At 60.3% G+C, this 21814-nt stretch carries 15 protein-coding genes; 9 read left to right on the forward strand and 6 right to left on the reverse strand.

Annotated elements, in window-relative coordinates:
* Nucleotides 1–13: 13 nt before the first annotated feature.
* The 5 genes from IE091_RS12620 to IE091_RS12640 all read left to right on the forward strand — a co-directional run bounded on the left by IE091_RS12620 (nt 14) and on the right by IE091_RS12640 (nt 8305).
* Complete coding sequence (locus tag IE091_RS12620) at nt 14–1522, forward strand: tripartite tricarboxylate transporter permease (RefSeq protein WP_096922437.1); 1509 nt, start codon at nt 14–16, stop codon at nt 1520–1522.
* A gap of 58 nt (nt 1523–1580) precedes the next feature.
* Nucleotides 1581–3188 (forward strand): gamma-glutamyltransferase family protein, encoded by a 1608-nt coding sequence (locus IE091_RS12625; protein WP_189463783.1) that lies wholly within the window; start codon nt 1581–1583, stop codon nt 3186–3188.
* Between the two features lie 121 nt (nt 3189–3309).
* Nucleotides 3310–5154: an ABC transporter ATP-binding protein gene (locus IE091_RS12630; RefSeq protein WP_189463784.1), complete on the forward strand. Its 1845-nt coding sequence runs from the start codon at nt 3310–3312 to the stop codon at nt 5152–5154.
* Nucleotides 5155–5317: 163 nt separating this feature from the next.
* Nucleotides 5318–7003, forward strand: coding sequence for a methyl-accepting chemotaxis protein (locus tag IE091_RS12635; RefSeq protein ID WP_189463785.1), 1686 nt, complete (start codon nt 5318–5320; stop codon nt 7001–7003).
* A gap of 153 nt (nt 7004–7156) precedes the next feature.
* A complete protein-coding gene (locus tag IE091_RS12640) occupies nt 7157–8305 on the forward strand; it encodes an EAL domain-containing response regulator (RefSeq protein ID WP_189463786.1) in 1149 nt (382 codons plus the stop codon).
* A gap of 29 nt (nt 8306–8334) precedes the next feature.
* Here the strand turns inward: IE091_RS12640 and IE091_RS12645 are convergent, their stop codons facing one another.
* Nucleotides 8335–10575: an ATP-binding protein gene (locus IE091_RS12645; RefSeq protein WP_189463787.1), complete on the reverse strand. Its 2241-nt coding sequence runs from the start codon at nt 10573–10575 to the stop codon at nt 8335–8337.
* Nucleotides 10576–10628: 53 nt separating this feature from the next.
* Nucleotides 10629–11135 (reverse strand): putative pterin-binding protein, encoded by a 507-nt coding sequence (locus tag IE091_RS12650; RefSeq protein WP_189463788.1) that lies wholly within the window; start codon nt 11133–11135, stop codon nt 10629–10631.
* Nucleotides 11136–11293: 158 nt separating this feature from the next.
* Between IE091_RS12650 and IE091_RS12655 the strand changes: the two genes are divergently transcribed.
* Complete coding sequence (locus IE091_RS12655) at nt 11294–12007, forward strand: response regulator transcription factor (protein ID WP_052196350.1); 714 nt, start codon at nt 11294–11296, stop codon at nt 12005–12007.
* 128 nt (nt 12008–12135) lie between these two features.
* Here the strand turns inward: IE091_RS12655 and arfA are convergent, their stop codons facing one another.
* From arfA to IE091_RS12675, 4 genes are all read right to left on the reverse strand, one after another.
* The gene (gene arfA / locus IE091_RS12660; protein ID WP_308428131.1) at nt 12136–12345 is read right to left on the reverse strand and encodes an alternative ribosome rescue factor ArfA; all 210 of its coding nucleotides are present in this window, start codon (nt 12343–12345) and stop codon (nt 12136–12138) included.
* Nucleotides 12346–12427: 82 nt separating this feature from the next.
* Complete coding sequence (locus IE091_RS12665; protein WP_229800829.1) at nt 12428–13711, reverse strand: phospholipase D-like domain-containing protein; 1284 nt, start codon at nt 13709–13711, stop codon at nt 12428–12430.
* A gap of 82 nt (nt 13712–13793) precedes the next feature.
* Nucleotides 13794–14678, reverse strand: coding sequence for a uroporphyrinogen-III C-methyltransferase (gene cobA, locus IE091_RS12670; RefSeq protein WP_189463789.1), 885 nt, complete (start codon nt 14676–14678; stop codon nt 13794–13796).
* Nucleotides 14638–17352: a nitrate reductase gene (locus tag IE091_RS12675; protein ID WP_189463790.1), complete on the reverse strand. Its 2715-nt coding sequence runs from the start codon at nt 17350–17352 to the stop codon at nt 14638–14640. The genes cobA and IE091_RS12675 overlap by 41 nt, the downstream gene beginning before the upstream one ends.
* Here IE091_RS12675 and IE091_RS12680 point away from each other — a divergent pair.
* From IE091_RS12680 to nirB, 3 genes are all read left to right on the forward strand, one after another.
* Nucleotides 17351–17821 (forward strand): hypothetical protein, encoded by a 471-nt coding sequence (locus IE091_RS12680; RefSeq protein ID WP_189463791.1) that lies wholly within the window; start codon nt 17351–17353, stop codon nt 17819–17821. The genes IE091_RS12675 and IE091_RS12680 overlap by 2 nt on opposite strands.
* A 132-nt stretch (nt 17822–17953) precedes the next feature.
* The gene (locus tag IE091_RS12685) at nt 17954–19249 is read left to right on the forward strand and encodes an NAD(P)/FAD-dependent oxidoreductase (RefSeq protein WP_189463792.1); all 1296 of its coding nucleotides are present in this window, start codon (nt 17954–17956) and stop codon (nt 19247–19249) included.
* Nucleotides 19250–19251: 2 nt separating this feature from the next.
* A complete protein-coding gene (nirB, locus tag IE091_RS12690; RefSeq protein WP_189463793.1) occupies nt 19252–21768 on the forward strand; it encodes a nitrite reductase large subunit NirB in 2517 nt (838 codons plus the stop codon).
* Nucleotides 21769–21814 lie beyond the last annotated feature (46 nt).

A 21814-nucleotide genomic window follows, 5' to 3' on the forward strand; every position in this document is an offset into this window, starting at 1 on the left:
GCGAGGCGTTCACATGAGTCACTTTTTTCTTCAGGCACTCGCCGAGGTCAGCAGCCCTTCCGTATTGGGGCTCATCGTACTTGGCGTTCTGTTTGGTATCGTCGGGGGAAGCATTCCCGGCTTTACAGTTACCATGGCCATCCTGGTGGTCTTTCCCTTCACGTTCGCCATGGACCCGGTCAGCGGGGTGTCATTGATGGTGGGCGTCTTCGTGGGTGGTTACTCAGGCGGCATCGTCTCGGGCGTCATGCTGGGCATTCCCGGTACGCCCTCCTCCATTACCACGGTTTACGATGGCTACCCCATGGCTCAGAAGGGGGAGCCTGGGCGGGCGCTGGGCATCGGGGTCATGGCCTCGTTTCTGGGCACCTTGATCAGCGTTGCCGTGCTGGTGTTCTTTGGCCCCTTGATTGCCAGCTTCAGCATGAATTTCCGCCCCTGGGAGATCACGGCACTGATCGTGTTCGCCCTGACGCTGGTGGCAGGGCTCTCCAACGGCGCGCTATTGAAAGGCTTGCTGGCCGCGGCCATCGGGCTTTTGATCACGACCGTGGGCTATGACCGCAACAGCAACCTGCGTTTTGACTTCGGCATACCCGCCCTGGGGTCTGGCTTTGAAATGCTGCCGGTGATGATTGGCATCTTTGCCTTTTCTCAGTTGCTCGGCAATATCGAAAAAATGCGTGACTCTGGCAGCAGCGGGAAAAGCGTCGATACCAACGTCGCCATCCCCTACGGTCAGATCATGCGTGACATGGCGGGCCAGAAACTGAACACACTACGCTCGTCACTGATCGGCAGCCTGATTGGCGCGCTGCCGGGAACCGGTGGCACCGTGGCAAACTTCGTCAGCTATGATCAGGCCAAGAAATTTTCCCGCCAACCCGAAACCTTCGGCACCGGCACGCCTAGCGGAATTGTCGCGTCCGAAGCCTCCAACAGCGCCGTCGCTGGAGGCGCTTTCGTGCCTACCCTGGCGTTAGGCATTCCAGGCGACCTGCCCATGGCCATCATGATGGGCGTGCTCATTTTGCATGGCATAACGCCCGGCCCCATGATGTTCGAACAGAACCCGGTATTGGTCGGTGCCATTTACGCGGGGCTGTTGATCAGCGCCGTCGTCATGGTGCTGTGCAACCTGCTGCTGGTGCGCTGGTTCGCCAAGATTTCACTGATTCCCCAGCAAATTTTGGTGCCCGTCGTACTGATGCTATGTGCCATTGGCGCTTATGCCCTCAATAACAATCTGTTCGATATCTGGGTGCTGTTCATCTTTGGCGTGATTGGCTATCTGCTATGGAAGGCCGAGGTGCCGCTGACGCCATTGATCCTCGGTGTCGTGCTGGGCAACAACCTGGAACGACAGCTGTTCAGAGCGCTGGAACTCGACCCTAACTGGCTGACGTTTTTGACACGCCCACTGTCGGCGCTGTTTCTTGCGCTAGCCGTCGCATCGGTGGTGTTTTCGCTCTACCAGGACCGCAAGACCAAACGTCTGAAACAGGCACCTGCATCTCATTGACTCTGATCTCACTGACTCTGATCTCGATAACCCTTGTTCACTGCACAGGAAACCAACAATGCATAACGATGCTCTTTTCTACCCGAGCGCCTCGCGCCGCATGACCACCTATGGCAAACGTGGCATGGTCGCCACGTCTCAGCCCCTGGCTGCCCAGGTCGGGGCCACCATCTTGCAGCAGGGTGGCAATGCCATCGATGCTGCCATTGCAACGGCAGCAGCGCTCACCGTGGTGGAGCCGACCTCTAACGGCATCGGTGGTGATGCCTTTGCCATCGTGTGGGTCGATGGCAAGTTGCACGGCCTGAATGCAAGTGGCCCCGCCCCTCAGGCGGCCACCATCGATGCCCTGAAAGCGCTGGGCCACGATGTCATGCCCAACCATGGCTTGCTACCGGTCACGGTGCCCGGTACGCCAGCCGCCTGGGCGGCGCTCTCGGAACGCTTTGGCAAACTGCCTTTTGCCGACCTGCTCGCCCCTGCCATCGCCTTGGCAGAAGAGGGCTTTGCGGTCACCCCCATCATTCATCAGATGTGGCAAGAGGCCTTCAACACCTACGCCGTTTACCCCGATGCCGCCTTCAAACCGTGGTTTGACACCTTCGCTCCCAAAGGGCGGGCACCTCGTCCTGGCGAGCTATGGGCGTCTCCAGACCACGCCAGAAGCCTTACCGCCATTGCCAACACCCATGCCAAAGCATTTTACGAAGGCGAATTGGCCGATGCCATCGATGCCTTCTCGCGGGAGCACGGGGGCCTGCTGCGCAAGGAGGACCTGGCGGCTTACCAGCCCGAGTGGGTAGACCCGATCAGCGTCCGCTACCAAGGGCATGATATCTGGGAGATTCCACCCAATGGCAGCGGTTTGATCGTGCTCCAGGCCCTCGGCATGCTGGAGCACCTGGGCGCGGCTGCCCATGATCCTGTGGAAACCCTGCACCATCGCATCGAGGCCACCAAACTGGCTTATGTAGATGGCTTCAAGCACATCACCGAAGGTGAAGCCATGCAGCCGTCGGTCGCACAGATGCTCGACGATGGCTACTTGAAGGCTCGTGCAGCTCTCATCAACGAGCAAGCCCTGGACCCTCAGCATGGCAACCCGTTGCAAGGCGGCACCGTCTACCTGGCAACAGCCGATGGCGAAGGCAACATGGTGTCGTTCATCCAGAGCAACTTCAAAGGCTTCGGGTCTGGCATCGTCGTGCCGGGTACGGGGATCAGCCTGCAGAACCGCGGCTGGTCCTTCTCGCTGGACCCCGAGCATGCCAATGCACTGGCGCCGGGCAAGCGCACCTATCACACCATCATTCCCGGGTTCATCACCAAGGGTGATCAGGCGGTAGGACCGTTTGGCGTGATGGGTGGCTACATGCAGCCTCAGGGCCATGTTCAGGTTGTCACGGCCATGCTGGAAGACCACTTGAACCCGCAGGCAGCGCTGGATATGCCGCGCTGGAAATGGACCTCCGGCAAGACCGTCGAAGTCGAAGCCGACTTCCCCAACCACCTGGCCCTGGCGCTGGCACGACGAGGGCACCACATCGTCAAGGTCGCTGACTCGCTCAGCTTTGGCCGTGGCCAGATCATCCTGCGCAACCCGGACACCGGGGTGCTTCAGGGGGGCACAGAGCCTCGTACCGACGGCGCCGTGCTGCCGCTCTAACGCATTTCCGCGTTGGCGCTTCTTGCCCACCCGCCCTTCCCAGGGCGGGCTGGCTCTTGTAGGCAAATCAACGCATCATGGGCACCGATGTTTCTTCTTCTGGCCACCCAGCGATGTCTCCATGAAACCTGCTCCCTCCTCCTCTCCCGCGCTATCAAGCGGGTTTTTCAACGTCTTTCGTTACAGCCAGCATGCCCTGCGCCTGGTATGGGAGACGTCACGCTGGATGATGCTGGGGCTTGCGCTGTGTACGCTGGTGGCGGGGGTACTGCCGGCCGTGGCGGCCTACGTTGGCCAATTGATCGTGGATGGCGTGCTGGCGGCCATGGAAGCCTACCAGGCCACCGAGGCGCCGAGCCTTTGGGAAGCCATTACCCCCGTGCTGGGCTTGGTGGCGCTGGAAGGCGCGATCATTGCCCTCATCGCGCTCGCTCAGCGGGGCCTCTCGGCGCAGCAGGCGCTACTTCGTGCATTGCTGGGCCAGAAAGTGAACGTCATGATTCTGGAAAAAGCGGGCAAACTGTCGCTGGGCCAGTTCGAGGACTCGGAGCTTTACGACAAGCTGACCCGCGCTCGCCGAGAGGCCTCGACACGCCCGTTGGCACTGGTCACTAAAACCTTCGGGCTGCTGCAAAATGCGATCTCACTGGTCAGCTTTGGCGTCTTGCTGGTGCAGTTTTCGCCCTGGGCGCTGCTGATTCTGGTGGCTGGGGCGCTGCCGGTGTTCATCTCCGAAGCCAAGTTCTCCGGCGATGCCTTCCGTCTGTTTCGTTGGCGCTCGCCACAAACGCGCATGCAGATGTACCTGGAAACCGTGCTGGCCCGCGAGGACAGCATCAAGGAGGTCAAGCTGTTTGGTCTCGAGCCGCTGTTCCTGCAGCGCTATCGGGCGATCTTTCAGCAGCTCTTTGCCGAAGACCGCCGGCTCACGCTACGCCGCGAGAGCTGGGGTTTCGTGCTGGGGTTACTAGGCACGCTGACCTTTTATGCCGCCTACGGCTGGGTCGTGATCGAGACCATTGCCGGAGCGCTCACGCTAGGGCAGATGACCATGTACCTGATGGTCTTCAAACAGGGCCAATCAGCATTGTCGGCCAGCCTGACGGCGATCAGCGGAATGTACGAAGACAACCTCTACCTTTCGAATCTCTACGAGTATCTGGAACAACCCACCGAAGGCGAGTCAGGCCACCTCACGCAGGGGGTTCAGCCAGGTGATGGCCTCCGCTTCGAGCAGGTCTCGTTTGCCTACCCAGGCGGCGGAGACGTCTTGCACGATATTTCACTGCACCTGGCACCCGGTAGCAGCCTGGCCCTGGTGGGTGAAAACGGCTCGGGCAAAACCACTTTGATCAAACTGCTGACCCGGCTGTATCGGCCCACCCAGGGGCGCATACTGCTGGACGGCAGCGACCTGAACGACTGGGAAACACAGGCCTTGCGTGCCCGCGTGGGTGTTATTTTTCAGGATTTCGTGCGCTATCAGCTCTCGGTAGGCGAAAATCTGGGCGTCGGCGACATTCAGGCTTTCGATGACGCACAGCGCTGGCAGCAGGCTGCCGAGGAAGGGCTGGCCGACCCTTTCATTCGGCGCATGCCCGAGGGCTACCAGACGCAGCTGGGGCGCTGGTTCAAGAATGGCCAGGAACTCTCGGGCGGGCAGTGGCAAAAAGTGGCGCTATCACGTGCCTACATGCGCCAGGAGGCGGATATTCTGGTGCTCGACGAACCCACCGCCGCCATGGATGCCGCCGCCGAAGCCGATGTCTTTGCGCGCTTTCGCGAACACAGCCGCAATAAAATGACGATTCTGATTTCCCACCGCTTTTCCACCGTGCGTAGCGCCGAGCAGATCATCGTCATCGATCAGGGGCGTATCATCGAGCGTGGCACCCACGAATCGCTGCTTGCCGACAAGGGGCGGTACGCCTCGCTGTTCCACCTCCAGGCAGAGGGGTATCGATAGCCGACCGTCGCCTTTTAATACACTATTAACTTCATATTTTTTCACTATTTAGTGCTTCTCGGAGAACGTGAACAAAAGTGACATTCACCCCGACACTATCGCTCTTTGGAGCTGGGTAGATTATGTTATTACTTGTTAGCCCCCCTTCTCCGAGGCACTAAAAATGAAAACCCGCCTACAATTGATCAGCGTCAAATATTCGATTGCTTTTGTCAGTGTAGCGCTGGCACTGCTCGCTGTTTTCGTTTCGGACGTGCTGCTTGTCAACACCGTGCAGTCGCGCATGAGTGACTTCAGCCAGCGCTTTGGGCCTGCCGCAGCCGCAGTCATCAATGCGGACCGCGACCTGCATCAGGCACGTATCGCAGAAGCCGAATTCGTACTGGTCAACCCCAATAGTGCGGAGGCAAATACCTACCTTGCCACCTTTGAAGAAAATGCTTTGCAAGCCCTTTCCGGCATGCAAAACTTTAAATCGCTAATGCAAGATAATCCTGAGTTATTATCCGAACTAACAACTTTCGAAGCACTATACACACAGTGGAAAGATGCCTCTCTCACGGTATTCAATGCACATAAAGAAGGCAACTTGACATTAGCATTACAGCTACACAAAACAACGTCGTTAACGACATTTAGTGAACTACGTGAACTCTATAACCTTGCCGGAGACCAGGTCGCAGCGCTGGCGAGCGCTACCGAAACCAGCACCATCCAGCATGTTCAGCGTCAGGAGTGGGTCACCGGTCTCTTTGCTGCCATCGTCTTCTTCGTTGCCGTCTTCATTGCCCTGGCAGGCCCGATCAGCATGTCACGGGCCATTCGTCAGGTCACGGCGCGCATCAAGGACATTACCGAGGGTGAAGGCGACTTGACGGCGCGCATCGAAAGCCAACGCAAGGATGAAATCGGCGAACTCGCTCAGCAGTTCGATGCCTTCATCAAACGCATTGACGATACGCTTCAGTCCGTCAGCCATAGCACGGTCAGCCTGCAGCATGCCTCCAATGAAATTGCCAAGAGCAGCCAGGAGCTGGCCACTCGGACGGAACAGGCGGCAGCCAACTTGCAGCAAACGTCAGCCTCCATGGAAGAGATTGCAGCCGTCGTCAACAATGCCTCGGAATCGGCGCAGCAAGCCAATCAGCTGGCGCTCTCGACCCGTGAAATAGCCCAGCACGGCATCAGCGCAATGCAGGGTGTGCAGCAATCGATGACCGATATCAGCACCTCTTCAAGTCAGATTGGCGATATCGTCAGCATGATCGAAAGCATTGCTTTCCAGACCAATATTCTGGCGCTGAACGCCTCGGTCGAGGCCGCTCGGGCGGGCGAGCACGGGCGCGGGTTTGCGGTGGTAGCCCAGGAGGTTCGCACCCTGGCCAGCCGTGCCAGCGAAGCTTCCAAGAGTATTGCAGCGCTGATCAGTACCTCCGCCGAACACACTCATGCGGGCGTGGCCCAGGTACACAAAGCCAGTGCGACGCTGCAACAAATGATGGAAAGCATCGAGCGCGTGGCCGATGTGGTTGCCGAGATCAGCGCAGGCGCCAAAGAGCAGAGTGTCGGCATCGGCCAGGTCAACGACGCTGTCAGTGAGCTGGACAGCATGACTCAGCACAACGCCTCGATGGTGGAAGAGTCGAGCGCCGCCGCCGCCGAGCTTCGCGAGCAAGCGGATAGACTGGGTATGCTGGTGGGCGCCTTCAAGCTCAGCAATACGTCCTCCGCGCCTTTGGTGACACGTAAAGTAGCACTTGCTGAGCCGCGCCGACACACACTACAGTTAACTTCAGCACACTCCAGAAAACGAGTACTCCAGACCACACCGGATTGGGAGTCCTTCTGATGACACGATTACCGTTCGTTAATTCCTGATCTGTTTCTCATAGCGCCTTTGGGGTCCCTGCCCAAAGGCGTTTGAGCCTTGCCTACCCAGGCGTTTGTTCGTGCCGCGATAACGCTTACCCATACGCGACGCACGTACTTTAAAGGACTTTGTATGCCTCCCAGCGCGTTAGTGATCGATGACGATGTAGATATACAGCTGCTAGGCAAGATGCTGCTCAGCCGCCACGGGTTCGAGGTTGTCACGGCGGGCAGTCTTGGGGAGCTGGCCCGCAACCCTGCGCTCTTGAACGTGAACCTGATCGTGCTGGACTTTGGGCTCGGCGACTTTACCGGGCTGGATATTCTGGATTACCTGTACGACCTGCGCTTGAGCGCTTCGATCTTGTTATTGAGCAGCTGTTCGGCAGAGACAGCCGCCCATGCCCTTTCCGAAGGAAAAGCCAAAGGATTGAAGATGCTTGGCTTTCTTCCGAAAGCGAAGCTATTGGCTCACTTGGGGGAGTTTATCGAGCAGATCGAAGCCTCCCCTAAGCCCCCCACGGCAGGGGAGCTGGCAATGGCCATCAAGCACGAGCATATCTGCCTGGCGCTGCAACCCAAAATATCGCTAGCCACGGGCCAGGTGATCGGGGCGGAAGCGCTGGTTCGCTGGCAGGACCCGGTGCGGGGCATGGTCTACCCCGACAGCTTCATTCCTCTGGCCGAAAAAAGCGGCCTGATGGTTCCCCTTACCTGGACTGTATTGACTCTGGCACTGGCACAGCAGGCTGCTTGGCATGCCCAAGGCCTGAAACTGACCATGGCTGTCAACGTGCCTGCCGAGTTTCTCAAGGCAGAGAACATGCTTGCCATCTTTGATGCGCTATGTGCTCACTACCCCGCCACGATGCCCAAGCTGACCCTGGAGCTCACCGAATCAGTGAGCGTCGAGTGTCTGGGCTATGCGCGCCACGTACTGGAAGAGTTACGCAGCCGAGGGTTCAAACTGTCGTTGGATGACTTCGGCACCGGCTACTCATCGCTGACGCAACTTTATCGACTACCTTTCGACGAACTGAAAATAGACCGCAGCTTCGTTTCCTTGATCGATAGCGAGCCCAATGCGCGTACCATCACGCTTGCCATCGTGGAATTGGGAAAGAAGCTCGGCATGAGCGTGGTAGCAGAAGGCATCGAGAACGCCGCTCAGCAATCCCATTTGGCGGCGGCAGGTTGCCCCGTCGGCCAGGGCTATTTCATCTCTCGCCCGCTATCTGGCGATGCATTTAGCCTTTGGCTGGCACAACATCTGGCGGCCTAGGCCCTGCCTGGAAACGGGCCGCCAAACGATCATGAATCCGAAAGGTGGCACAGGCCCTGCTCATTGAGCGCTTTGCGCGTAAGACTCTTCTGAGTTTCCAGTGAGGACAGCAGGGCAGCAATACTCTCTGGCGCCTGAACACTGGCTTGCTCCAGCTTGGCAGCCTGCCCTGCCACGGCCTTGCACCCTAGCGATGCGGCCGCACCTTTCAGCGAGTGGGCTTCTTTTTTCAAAGCGTCGTGATCTCCTGCCAGCCAACATGCCCGCAAACGAATCAAGCGCTCTTCCAGACGTGCCAAAAAAGTAGTGAGCAGCGCATCCAGCGCCGTAGGTTCGAAGGCTTCCTTCAGCTCGTTGCAGATATGCGCATCCAGCACGGACTCGGAGACGTCGGTAGACGGTGCTTCTTCAGCAGGCAAAGGGGGCGCACACAAGGGGCCTTGTGGGTCATTCCCTGCGGCCACGAAGCGACTGATCAACTGCTGTAGCTCATCGCGGGTGAACGGCTTGTTGATCATGTCGTCCATGCCGCTTTCGAAACAGCGCTGACGATGTTCCGGCATGACATTGGCGGTCATGGCCACGATCGGAAGGTGCGGCAACTGGTGTTCGGCCTCGAAGCTGCGCCAGCGCAGCGTGGTTTCCGTGCCGTCCAGAATCGGCATTTGCATGTCCATGAGCACCAGATCGATGGCGGCATACTCTACTTGCAGTCGCTCCAACGCGGCCTGGCCATTTTCGGCAATACTGACCCGCTGCCCCAGCTGCTCCAGCATGACGCGTGCCACGGTCTGGTTGATCGGGTTGTCTTCGACGATGAGGATGTGATGGTCGGCCGTTGGACGAGTACACTGCTCACGTTGTGCGTATTCACAGTCGTTACCTGCTTTGGGCATGGTCACCACGAACCAGAAACGGCTGCCGACGCCCACCTCGCTCTCCACACCAATTTCCCCTGCCATGGCTTGCACCAGCCGTTTGCAAATGGCTAGCCCAAGCCCTGTCCCCTCATGGCGCCTGGCGATGGAAGTATCCACTTGGGAGAAAGCCGCGAACAGGCGCTCCTGATCCGCCTGCGAAATGCCGCAGCCACTATCGTGCACTTCGACCAGCAACTGATCGTTCTCCAGCGGCGACACGGAACATCTGACGTACCCACTTTCCGTGAACTTCAGCGCATTGTTGATGAGGTTCATCATGATCTGGCGTAAACGGGCAATGTCTCCCACCACGAAACGAGGCAGTGCCGGGTCGATGGAGTAACTGAACTCGACACAACGGTTTTTTTCCTGCAAGACATAGCCCATGCAAAGTGCTTCGACACATTCATGAATATCAAAGGGACGGTTGTCCAGGTCCAGACGACCGCTCTCTATCTTGGTGTAATCCAGAATGTCGTTGATCACGCTGCGCAGGCTGTCGGCGCTGCGCTTCAAGGCCGATACGTACGCCTGGCCTTTGGGGGAGTGCACTTCGTCACCAAGCAGGTCGGCCATGCCCACCACGCCATTGAGCGGGGTGCGAATTTCATGGCTCATTACCGCCATGAACTCGGATTTCGCCTGACTGGCGATTTCAGCCCGGCGCGCAGTCTCCTTGAGTTCCTGGCTCTTCAACTCGAGCGCCTGGGCCTTGCGTAAACTCGAGCGCCCCTCCCGCAGCAGCGCACGCACCAACATGCCGCCGGAAAACATCAGCGACAGCAACAACACCAGCGCCAGCCCATACAGCTGAGTCATCCTCTCGCGTTCTTCCGTGCGCATACGCGCCACGCTGGCATTGGTCTCGATCAATACGGTGCCGGTAAATGCCTGCAACTGCTGAGTCGTGCTCATCAGCTCCGTCATCAATGCGGGCGTCAATGCCTCCGGCTGCTCCCATAAAGGGTCTAATAGTCCATCCAGTGCATCCACCCACTCAGCCGCCTGGACGATGTTGTCGTTGATAACGTCGATCTTCGACACTGCAAGGTTGATTTCGCCCTGTTGAAAAAGATTCTTGCGGCTATAGAGAATTTCGAACCTCTGCAGCAGGTCGTCCACGCTGGCACTGCCGATCTGCACGTCTACCAGCGCCATATGCAGTTCGCGAACTTCACGGTCGAACTGATAGCCCGTCCACACCAGGTTTTCCAGCAAGCGGTTCTCGATCGCGTGCTGACGCTGAAAGATGACGCCACCCGTAATGATGGCAGACAGAAAGAACAGGATGGCCGAAAAGGTAGCCACCCTGACGCGTTTGGAAAAGTAGTGTTTGAAAGTGGCTAACATGGCGTTTACCCGGCGAGGTTACCGCGTGGCGAACAATGGCACCTCGCGGCGGGTTACTCGATTTCGATGCGCTTCACTTGCCAGACCGAGCGGGTCAGGATCTCTTCGTTCAGCAGTGACGGGTTTTCATCGAAGGGATAGATGACGAACAGTGGCCCATGGTCGCGAATACGCAGCGGGCTGCCATCGGCACTCATGGCCAGGATCACGTCGTACTCCTGAAAATCACTGACGGGAATCGTGGATGCATAATCATTGAGCGCAATCACCCTCATCTGCTCACCGTCGGCCCCTACCGCTTCCAGCAGCGCGCGCCCCAACGGCCCCTCGAAGCTGACCACGCCATCGTGCCAAGGCGTACTGGTGCGCGTCGTGCGCTGTGCCAGGGCTTCCAGCATGGCGCGATCGAAATGGGCTTCATCCCCCGCATTGGTATGGGTAAGCTTACCCGCCACTTCCAGCACCACTTGCCCGGCAGGAGTCTCCAACGCCTGGACACTGGTAAGGAAAGATACCCCTGCCAACAATACAAAAGCCTTATTAATCAGTTTATTGGTCATTTCACCCCCTCCTCGATGATAAGCGGAGTATAGCGCTGAGACTTAAGCGTTAACTGTAAACCTTTGTGTCACTCGGCCAAACTCAACTAGAATTAATGAATGAGCAGTTCTTCCAGGCGGTGTGAGATTTATCACACGATAAAAATAGGTAACTCACTATGCATATCGGTGTGCTTGAAGACGATCTTGACCAACAAGCATTTATTGAACAGTGCCTGCTCTCTGCCGACCATCAAGTGTCGCTGTTCGGCAGAGCCAGTGAACTTAGACGTGCCACGCAAGAGAAGCGCTTCGATTTTCTGATCATTGATTGGCGCCTTCCAGATGCCTGCGGCATGGACGTGGTGAGCCATCTGCGCCAGAACGATGGTTGGCGTGGGCCGATTCTGTTCATTACCGCCAGCCAAGGCGAAGACGACGTGGTGAAGGCGCTGGAACAGGGAGCCGACGACTTTCTGGCCAAGCCGCTACGCCCCAAGGAATTTCTTGCTCGGGTCAGCGCGCTGGGCCGACGTGCAGGGTATGAAACGCCCCGCCCATCGGCCAACTGTCCTAGCGCGTTCGATATCAATACCGTCGAACATACGATCAGTGTCGATGGGCATATGGTGGAGCTCACCGAGCGAGAGTACCGTCTGGCGACGCTGTTCTTCTCAAAAGTCGGCGAATTGCTGAGCCGTGCACATCTGCTCGAACTGGTGTGGGGGATCAAAGGGGATGTCTCGACCCGCACGGTGGATACCCATGTCAGCCGCTTGCGCCGCAAGCTGGAACTGGATGGGCGGCACGGTCTTCGGTTGCGCAGTATCTACCAGTCAGGCTATCGCCTGGAGACCTGTCATATGGCACCCGTAGAGAAGGTGGTCAATTAAAAAGGTAGCCAATTAAAAAAGCCGACCGACACCCCAAGGTGCCTGGGTCGGCGAAGCTGATGAGAGTCTGCAATCACGCGTCAGCGTGTGCAGTGATGCTTGGGGAAAGCATCGCCAAACTGCCTGCGTCAAGCGGCTTGGCGATGCCCTCTGTCGGTTGATCGAGTCAACCTTCCCCGTCCTTTGCGCGAGTAGCTGCCCTTGCCCTTCTTGGGCGTTTGCTGCTGCAGTTTGAACATGGGTGTTCGCAGCTGTGCTTTCAAGGCATTGTCCTTGATACCGTGTCGCTTTTTCATACGTTTACCTATGTAAATTCCTTCGGACTTGCAAACGAGCATTGGCCCGCTTCTGGACAGACAAGCGGCAGGTTGGTTCCCTGGCGCGGCAATCGCTACTGGAAATGTCTGCTGGAAATGGCTGCTAAAGATGCGCCCCCACCAACATGCTGAGCCACCCGGCCACCCGTTTACGCCAGGGGCGATTCTCCCAGCGCTCGAGGTCGTAGCGCTCCGCCTGCTGCAGATCCTCTTCCACCAACAGGCGCACATACCGGGCAAATTCCTCATCGTAGACGTTGAGATTGCCTTCCTGGTTGATCCTGAACGAGCGATTGTCGAGGTTGGTCGACCCAATGCTGGCAAAGCGATCGTCGACACTGATCAGCTTGGCGTGATACATGGCAGGCTGGTACTCGTAGAACGCCACGCCTGCTTCCAGCATGGGCCGCCAGCGATTCACCGAAGCGTGGCGCACGAAGCCTTTATCGATGCTGTCACCGGGTACCAGAATGGTGATCTCCACGCCCCGCTCCCGTGCCTCGATCAGCGCCTGGAGAAACTGTTCATCCGGGTAAAAATAGGCCGACCCGAGAGTGATATGCTCTTGGGCCGAGGCGATGACCAGCATCAACATCTTGCGCATGCGGTGACGCCCCTCCAAGGGGGTACTGGTCACCATTTGTGCCGTTACATCGCCCTCTTCACTCAGCTCGGGAAAGTAGCGCTCCCCCAATAGCAGCCGTCCGCTGGCATCCAGCCAGGTATCCACGAAGGCCGCCTGCATGTTGCCGACCACGGGCCCTCGAACGCGGAAATGGTGATCTCGATAGCCGACGTCGTCACCTTCCGGCAGCCAGCTGTCCGTCACGTTGGCCCCGCCAATGAAACCGGTGTGGCCGTCTACCACCAGCAGCTTGCGGTGGGTACGGTGATTGAAACGGCTCAACTCGTACCAGGCGGGCTTGCGCCAGCGAATCACGTCGACCCCGGCGGCTTCCAGGCGCTCGAACTTGTCCTGAGCTGCGGGCACCGAGCCTACGTAATCGATCAGTACATGCACTGCCACGCCGCGCTCGGCAGCGGCCGACAGCGCTTCCACGAAGGGATCGGCGGCCGTTGCGCCCCAAAATTCATAGGTTTCGAAGGTAATGCTGCTCTCGGCGGACGCGATGGCTGCCAGCATGGCGTCATAAATGGCTTCGCCATCGGTGAAGGGGTCGATGCGGTTACCCGACACCAGCGGCTGCTCCAGCAGCAACCCCATGGTGCGCATGAACGCCTCGTCCTGCGTGCCCATGTCTACCGACACGGGCTCCAGCAGCCGCTTGGGTGACGGCTGGGCATTGTGATACAGCACGCTGCCCACCATGAAGAGAGCGGCTACTACGCAGCTGGTATAGAAAACGAGTCGAGTACGGCGTTTCAAGGGTGGCTCCCTGCCTCATAAGCGTGGCTCATGATTGCAGCTCCCCCCAGTGAACGCCAGCCAAAGCGTCAACGAGAAAGCGTCAGCGCGCCAACGTCGCCCCCCGAGCCGCAGGGCTATGGGCCACCATGCTGACCACGCTGCCGACCATGATCAGGCAAGGCGATGGCAGCGGCTGGTCTTTCAATTGGCCAGGCATACTTGCCAGGGTGCCGGTCAGCGATTGCTGGTCGGGCTGACTGGCGTTGGCGACCAGCATGATGGGCCAGGCGTCTGGCAGTCCTGCTTGGCGCAAGCCGTGGCAAATGGCCTCCACCTTGGATAACCCCATATAGAACACCAGCGTTTCATCCTGACGGGCCAACGTGGCCCAGTCCGGGGTGCCGCCTTCTCGGCACAGCTGCGCGGTAATGAAGCGCAGTTGCTGGGCATGGCTGCGGTCGGTCAAAGGAATTCCCATCCCCGCCGCGGCTGCCGACGCGGCGGTAATGCCCGGTACGATGTGTGCCGGTAACGCGGCTTGCGCCAGCGCTGCCAGCTCTTCACCCATGCGTCCGAACACGCCCGGGTCACCGCCTTTCAGACGCACCACCGACTTGCCCGCTTGGGCCAGTGACACCAGCAAATGGCCGATGTCGGCCTGTGGCACGCTGTGGTGGCCTCGGGCTTTCCCGACGTAGTAGCGCTCGGTGACGGAGGGAATCAGCGCCAGCACGTCATCCCCGACCAAACGGTCGTAGACCACGGCATCGGCCTGCATCAATAACCGCGCCGCCTTCAGCGTCAACAGCTCGACGTCTCCGCTGCCAGCGCCCACCAGGTAGACCGTACCTGCTCGGCACTCGCCGCTGAGCGGCAAGCGAACGTTCGCCGTAGCGTCGTCTTGCAGCGGTGCCAGGGCCCGCAGGCCAAAACGCATGAGGGCCTCAGGCCATTTCTGGGTCAGTTGCTTGGCGAGTGCGCGCATGTGGCCGCTCCTGTTCGAGTAACGCGTTTAATTCAGGGATACAACTCCCGCACTGGGTGCCGCAGGCCAGCCGTGCGCCCAGCGCCTCGAGGCTGGTATCCCCTTGATGAATAGCCTTGACGATGCTGGCCTGCCCCACCTGATGGCAGCTGCACACCACCGGGCCAGCATCCGCTGCGCCATCGTCACAACCGGCCAGCAGGCGTCGCCGCTGAGCCTGGGAGAGTGCCGCATCGGTGAACCGTTCAGCCAACCAGGCAAGTCCCGGCAGCTCGTCAGGCGGCCCGACCATCAGCCACCAACGCAGCTGCCCGTCGATCACGCTGGCCGCTCGCAAACGCCCCGTGGCGGCGTCTTCACACCATAGCGAGGCCGGGGATCCACACCAGTTGGCGAGCGTGGCCAGCCAATCCTCCCTCGGCTGGCAGCCCGCCAGTTGCCAACGAGTACAGCCTGGCAAGGGAATACGCGCCCAATAATCGCTGTCGCACCACGCGGGCGACTCGTCTGCCTGGGCCACCAGCAAGGTGGCCTGCCAGGCGATGGGTAACCGACGCAGGGCCACGGCGCCCTGCTTGGATTCTGGCTGGCCCGAGACCGGGTCGGTGATGCCTTGCAGCAAGGCGCCACTGCGCCCCTGGCCCGTAAAGCAGTCGGTCCAGTGCATGGGCACGAACACTTCCCCCCGCCGCTGCCCGTGGGCAAGGCGCACACGCCCACGATACTCCCCCGTGGCCGCGCTCAACTGAGCCAGCGACTGCGCTTCGAGCCCATGCTCGGCAGCGTCCTCGGGATGCAACTCGATGAAGGGTTCGGCGCGATGGTTCATCAAGCGAGGCGCACGGGCCGTGCGGGTCATGGTGTGCCACTGGTCGCGCACGCGGCCGGTGTTGAGGCGCAGCGGGTAGCGCTCGCAAAGCGCCTGCTGGGGCAAACGCGGATCAATCGGCAGCAGCCGTGCACGGCCGTTGGGCGTGGCAAACTGGCCATCCACGAACAGCCGCGGCGTGCCGTGGGGCGCTTGCCGAGTGACCGGCCACTGAATGGGGGCCAGCGCATCATACGCCGCCTGGCCCAGGCCGCTCAGGCCTGAGATGTCGAACAGCCGCGCAGAGGCACCGCTATTTTCATAGCCGGAAAGCCGCGCATGCTCATCGAAGATTTCCCAGGGGTGGGCATAACCGAACGCTTCTGCGAACCCCAACCGTTTGGCCACCTCGCAGATGATCCACCAGTCGTGTTGAGCTTCGCCCGGCGGAGGCAGCATTCCCCGCTGGCGGGAAATGCGCCGCTCGGAGTTGGTGACCGTGCCATCCTTTTCCGACCAACCCGACGCAGGCAGCACGATATCGGCAAAGGGCAGCAGGTCGGTATGGGCCACACACTCCGAAACGATGACCAGCGGGCACTTGGCCAGGGCGCGACGCACCTGTTCACCGTTCGGCAGACTCACTGCCGGGTTGGTGGCCATGACCCACAGCGCCGTGACTTCGCCACGCTCGATGGCCTCGAACAGCTCCACCGCCTTGTGGCCCGGACCGTCAGGCAACGAGGCTGACAGGTGCTCCGTGGACCAGAAGCGGCTGACACGCTGGCGTGCCCCGGGCGTGTGGTAATCCATATGCGCCGCCAGCTGGTTCGCCAACCCGCCCACTTCGCGCCCGCCCATGGCATTGGGCTGGCCGGTGATCGAAAAGGGCCCGGCCCCCGGCAGGCCAATCTTGCCGCCCGCCAGGTGGCAATTGATGATCGCATTGCACTTGTCGGTACCACTGGAGGATTGGTTGACGCCCTGAGAGTACAGAGTGACCACATGCAGCTGGCTGGCAAACCAGTAGTAGAAGGTCTCCAGCCGCTCTTCATCGACGTCGCAGGCCTTCGCGACCGCTTGCAGGCTACCGGCGCTCTGCTGGGCGGCGGCCAGCGCCTGCTCGATACCTTCGGTGTGCCGCTGCAAATAGACGTCGTCCAGCTTCTGCTGGGCCGCCATCCAGGCCAGCAGCCCGTTGAACAGCAAGGCGTCGCTGCCTGGCGCGATGCCCAGGTACAGATCGGCGATATCACAGGTGTCCGTGACTCGCGGGTCCACCACCACCACACGCATCAGTGGATTACGCTCCTTGGCGACTTTCAGGCGCTGATACAGCACAGGGTGATTCCAGGCCAGATTGGAGCCCACCAGCACCACCAGCTCGGCCTCTTCCAGGTCTTCATACTGGCAGGGCACGGCATCCGCCCCGAAGGCACGCTTGTAGCCCGCTACGGCCGACGCCATGCATAGCCGTGAGTTGGTATCCAGATGCGGGGTGCCGAGGAAGCCTTTGAACAGCTTGTTGGCGACATAGTAGTCTTCGGTCAGCAGCTGTCCTGACAGGTAGGCCGCCACGCAGGCATTGCCATGGGCACTGCGCTGGGCCTGCAGCCGCTCGGCCGTGGCGGTCAATGCCTGCTCCCAACTCACCTCACGGCCATCTACCCGAGGGCGCAGTAGTCGCCCATGGTGGCCCAGGGTTTCATGCAGCGCCGTGCCCTTGACGCATAACCGGCCATGGTTGGCAGGGTGCCCGCGATCCCCTTCTACCGCTGCAACGCGGCCGTTTTCCAGGGTAGCCGTCACTCCGCAGCCCACGCCACAGTAGGGGCAGGTGGTGTTGACCTGAGCGGTCGTTGGCATGGCATTTCCTCCCGCGCTAAAAAGCAAAAAGCGCCCAAGCCAGCCTCTCTCAAGAGGCTTGCCTGGACGCCGTTGTCACAGGGGCACGTCACGTGCCGTACTCATCAGTGGTTTGCTGCGTTTAGCGTTATTCGACGCGATTAGTCATTGTGCTGATTATGGGCAAATATGCTGCAATGAGCCGTTGTTGGTTGTTACCTGGGGTATTGCAAGTATTGGCCCTATATTCCAAAAAACTCATAAATATCAGCAAAAACATAAACCTAAAGAAACCACCTCTCACATACTGCGCCTCCACAACACGCCAGCGAGCCTTTCGCTGGTGCAGGATCATCCCAGGGGGCACCAAACCAGTGCAGGCATGGCTCGCTCCACGGCTACTGCTGTTTCTTTTGATGCCCTCAAACAGTTGATTTTAAAAAACTATACTTCTCCAGCCATCGGCTGGCCGATTTTTTGCTGCTGCTAGCCATGCGAGTTTACATCGCGCAGCCAATGGCGGTTGCGGCATGTAACTGAATCTGCCCATGGGCAACGACGCCCCTGACACCCTTCCTCGTGAAGGTCGTGTCAGGGGCGTTTTTTATTCACAGGAGCCACCATGGAAACGGTCTCTCGATGCACACCCAACGCGCATCTGGTGGTCATTGGCAACGGCATGGCCAGCCATCGACTGGTCGAAACGCTGCTGCGTCACCCGTCGCGCCCAACACGCATCACCGTGATCGGCGAGGAGCCGGTGCCTGCCTACAACCGTATCCTGCTGTCACCTCGGTTAGCCGGTGAACTGGAGCAGCAGGCCCTGACCCTGCAAGACCCAGAGGCCCTTGCCCAGCAAGGCGTGACCCTGCGCCTTGGCCAGCGCGTTGCGCAGATCGACCGTCAACGTCAGCGGGTCATCACTCACTCGGGGAATGCACTCTCCTATGACCGACTGGTGATAGCCACCGGCTCCCGCTCGGCCATGCCCGACCTGCCGGGGGTCACCCTGCGCGGCGTGCACAGTTTTCGCACCCTCGAGGACGTGGCCACCCTGGAAGCCATTGCCCAGCGCAGTGGCCACGTGGTGGTGGTGGGCGGCGGCCTGCTGGGCCTGGAAGCCGCCGACGGCCTGCGCAAGCGCGGCGGCCCGGCACTGCGTGTCAGCCTGCTGCAGCGCAGTGAGCGGCTGATGAACCGCCAACTGGATACCACCGCCGCCAAATTGCTGGAAGCCACCTTGCAGGAACGGGGTATGACCTTTCATACCGGCGTGACGCTGACCGGCCTGCAAGATGACGGCCACGGCCAGGTCTGCGCCGTGACGCTGGCCGACGGGCGCCAGCTGCCCGCCGATCACGTCATCATGGCGGCGGGGGTTTGCCCCAACAGCGCCCTTGGCCAGCAGGCGGGGCTCGCCTGCGAGCGGGCCATCCTCGTCGATGGCCATCTGACCACTTCCGACCCGCACATCTTTGCGCTGGGCGAGTGCTGCCAGTTCGAACAGCACACGTATGGCCTGGTGGAACCGATCTGGCGGCAGGTCGAGGTTTTGGCCGCCGTACTGTGCGGCGAAACGCCAGCCCATTATTCAGAAGCCCCCACGGCCACCAAGCTGAAGGTCAGCGGCGTGCAGCTCTATGCGTTCGGGCCCACCGAGGCGGAACCACACCACGACACGCTGCACTACCTGGATCCTGAAAACGGCGACTACTGCCGCCTGCTGATGCATCAGGGACGCCTGGAGGGCGCCATTCTATACGGTGATACCCGGCACGGGCCCTGGTACTTCGAACAGGCGCTGGCCGCCACCGATCTCACTGCATGCCGCCACCTGCTGCTGTTTGGCGCAGCCGATGTACAGGCCGTGCTGGCATCCCACGCATCTTCCCCACTCTCACACCGCGAGGCGGCTTAGCCATGTCTACTCAACATCCCCAACAGAAACTGATCATCGTCGGTAATGGCATGGTCGGTCACCATGTCGTCGAGCAGCTCGTCGACAGCGGTGCGCTGACCACCTTCGAGGTGACGATCTTTGGCGAAGAGCGCCACCGTGCCTACGACCGGGTTCACCTTTCCGAGTACTTCAGCGGCCGCGATGCGCAGTCCCTGGCCCTGTGCGATGCCGATTATTACGCCACTAATGGCATTACCTTGCGCAGCGGCGAAGCCGTCACCGCCATCGACCGCGAGCAGCAAACGGTGCGCACCGCCCAGGGCGCCTACCCTTATGACCAGCTGATCCTGGCCACCGGCTCGTTTCCCTTCGTCCCCCCCATTCCCGGCAACGATCAGCCCGGCTGCCTGGTCTACCGTACCCTGGATGATCTGGACGCCATTCGCGCCGCCGCCCAGGACGCCACCAATGGCGTAGTGGTGGGCGGCGGCCTGCTGGGCCTGGAGGCCGCCAACGCACTGCGCGGCCTGAATCTGGACACCGCCGTGGTGGAGTTTGCGCCCCGCCTGATGCCCATGCAGGTCGATAGCGAAGGCGGCGAGCTGCTGCGTGAAAAAATCGAGGCACTGGGGGTTCAGGTACTCACCGAACGGGCCACGCAGCGCATCGAGCCCGGCGACACCAGCCGCCTGCGCATGGTGTTTCAGGATGACAAGGTGCTGGAAACCGACCTCATCGTCTTCTCGGCCGGTATTCGCCCCCAGGATACGCTGGCCCGTGAGTGCGGCCTGCGTATCGGGGAGCGCGGCGGCGTGGTGATCGATGACCAGTGCCGCACCAGCGACCCCAACATTCTCGCCGTTGGTGAGGTGGCGCTGTGGAACCAGAGTATTTTTGGCCTCGTGGCGCCGGGCTACCAAATGGCCAAAACGGCGGTCTCGACGCTGACAGGCGGCGACGCCTGCTTTGGTGGCGCCGACATGAGCACCAAGCTCAAGCTGCTGGGTGTGGATGTCGGCTCTATCGGCGATGCCCACGGCACCCAGAACCCGGGAGCCCGCATGTTCCGCTACCTGGACCCCCTCACCCAGGTCTACCGCAAGCTGGTAGTCAGCAGCGATGGCAAGAAGCTGCTGGGGGCGATGCTGGTAGGCGATAACAGCGTGTACGACACCCTGCTGCAGTATTACGCCAACGGCATCCCGCTGCCCAAAGAGCCCGCTGCGCTGATTCTTCCTCAGCAAAGCGGCGCTGCCCCGGTACTTGGCCCGGATGCGCTGCCGGAAACGGCGATGATCTGCTCTTGCCATAACGTCACCAAAGGCCGTATTTGCAGCGCCATCGACGAGGGTTCCAGCGACCTGGCCAGCGTGAAAGGGGCCACCAAGGCCAGCACGGGCTGTGGCGGCTGCACTTCCCTGCTGAAAAGTGTCGTGGACCACGAGCTGACCGCCCGCGGTGTCGAGGTAGACACCTCGATCTGCGAACACTTCGCCCACACGCGCCAGGAGCTTTACGACCTCGTGCGCGTGGAAGGCATCAAGACGTTCAGCGAGCTGATGGCAAGGCACGGTAACGCCGATACCCACGGGCTGGGCTGCGACATATGCAAACCCGCCGTGGCGTCGATCCTCGCGTCCTGCTTCAACGAACCGATCACCGATGCCGCCCACGTGCCGCTGCAGGACACCAACGACACCTTCATGGCCAATATGCAGAAAAACGGCACCTACTCGGTGGTGCCACGCATTGCGGGCGGGGAAATCACGCCTGACAAGCTGGTGGTATTGGGTCAAGTGGCCCAGAAATATCAGCTCTACACCAAAATCACCGGCGGCCAGCGTATCGACCTGTTCGGCGCCCGCCTGGAGGACCTGCCCGCCATCTGGGGTGAACTGATCGAAGCAGGGTTCGAGACCGGCCACGCGTACGGCAAATCCCTGCGCACCGTGAAGTCTTGTGTGGGCAGCACCTGGTGCCGCTACGGCGTTCAGGACAGCGTTGGCATGGCGATTCAGCTGGAGAACCGCTACAAGGGCCTGCGCGCGCCGCACAAGATCAAGTTCGGCGTCTCCGGCTGCACCCGGGAGTGTGCGGAAGCCCAGAGCAAGGACATCGGTATCATCGCCACCGAAAACGGCTGGAACCTCTACGTGTGCGGCAACGGCGGCATGCGCCCACGCCACGCGGAACTCTTCGCCACGGACCTGGATGACGAACAGCTCTACCGCACCATCGACCGCTTGCTGATGTTCTACGTCCGCACGGCCGACCGTTTGCAGCGCACTTCGGTATGGTGTGAAAACCTGGAGGGCGGGCTGGACTATCTGAAAGACGTGATTCTGGAAGACAGCCTCGGCATCGGTGCTGAGCTGGAGCGCCAGATGCAGCACGTGGTGGATAGCTACCAGTGCGAGTGGGCCAACGCCATCAGCGACCCGGAAAAGCTCAAGCGCTTCCGCAGTTTCGTCAACGACCAGCGTCCCGACCCGTCGATCATCATGACTTCCGAGCGTGGCCAGCTGCGCCCCGTATAACTTAGCCCATCCGCCACGAGAATCGCCATGACCGCGACTGCACAGC

Source organism: Vreelandella hamiltonii (assembly GCF_014651775.1).
GTDB classification, from domain to species: Bacteria; Pseudomonadota; Gammaproteobacteria; order Pseudomonadales; family Halomonadaceae; genus Vreelandella; species Vreelandella hamiltonii.

Coding starts and splice junctions, on each gene's coding strand:
- IE091_RS12675 (WP_189463790.1), bottom strand. CDS start 17,352: ATGCCAACGACCGCTCAGGTCAACACCACCTGCCCCTACTGTGGCGTG.
- nirB (WP_189463793.1), top strand. CDS start 19,252: ATGTCTACTCAACATCCCCAACAGAAACTGATCATCGTCGGTAATGGC.
- cobA (WP_189463789.1), bottom strand. CDS start 14,678: ATGCGCGCACTCGCCAAGCAACTGACCCAGAAATGGCCTGAGGCCCTC.
- arfA (WP_308428131.1), bottom strand. CDS start 12,345: ATGCTCGTTTGCAAGTCCGAAGGAATTTACATAGGTAAACGTATGAAA.
- IE091_RS12640 (WP_189463786.1), top strand. CDS start 7,157: ATGCCTCCCAGCGCGTTAGTGATCGATGACGATGTAGATATACAGCTG.
- IE091_RS12635 (WP_189463785.1), top strand. CDS start 5,318: ATGAAAACCCGCCTACAATTGATCAGCGTCAAATATTCGATTGCTTTT.
- IE091_RS12650 (WP_189463788.1), bottom strand. CDS start 11,135: ATGACCAATAAACTGATTAATAAGGCTTTTGTATTGTTGGCAGGGGTA.
- IE091_RS12685 (WP_189463792.1), top strand. CDS start 17,954: ATGGAAACGGTCTCTCGATGCACACCCAACGCGCATCTGGTGGTCATT.
- IE091_RS12625 (WP_189463783.1), top strand. CDS start 1,581: ATGCATAACGATGCTCTTTTCTACCCGAGCGCCTCGCGCCGCATGACC.
- IE091_RS12630 (WP_189463784.1), top strand. CDS start 3,310: ATGAAACCTGCTCCCTCCTCCTCTCCCGCGCTATCAAGCGGGTTTTTC.
- IE091_RS12655 (WP_052196350.1), top strand. CDS start 11,294: ATGCATATCGGTGTGCTTGAAGACGATCTTGACCAACAAGCATTTATT.
- IE091_RS12680 (WP_189463791.1), top strand. CDS start 17,351: ATGGCATTTCCTCCCGCGCTAAAAAGCAAAAAGCGCCCAAGCCAGCCT.
- IE091_RS12645 (WP_189463787.1), bottom strand. CDS start 10,575: ATGTTAGCCACTTTCAAACACTACTTTTCCAAACGCGTCAGGGTGGCT.
- IE091_RS12620 (WP_096922437.1), top strand. CDS start 14: ATGAGTCACTTTTTTCTTCAGGCACTCGCCGAGGTCAGCAGCCCTTCC.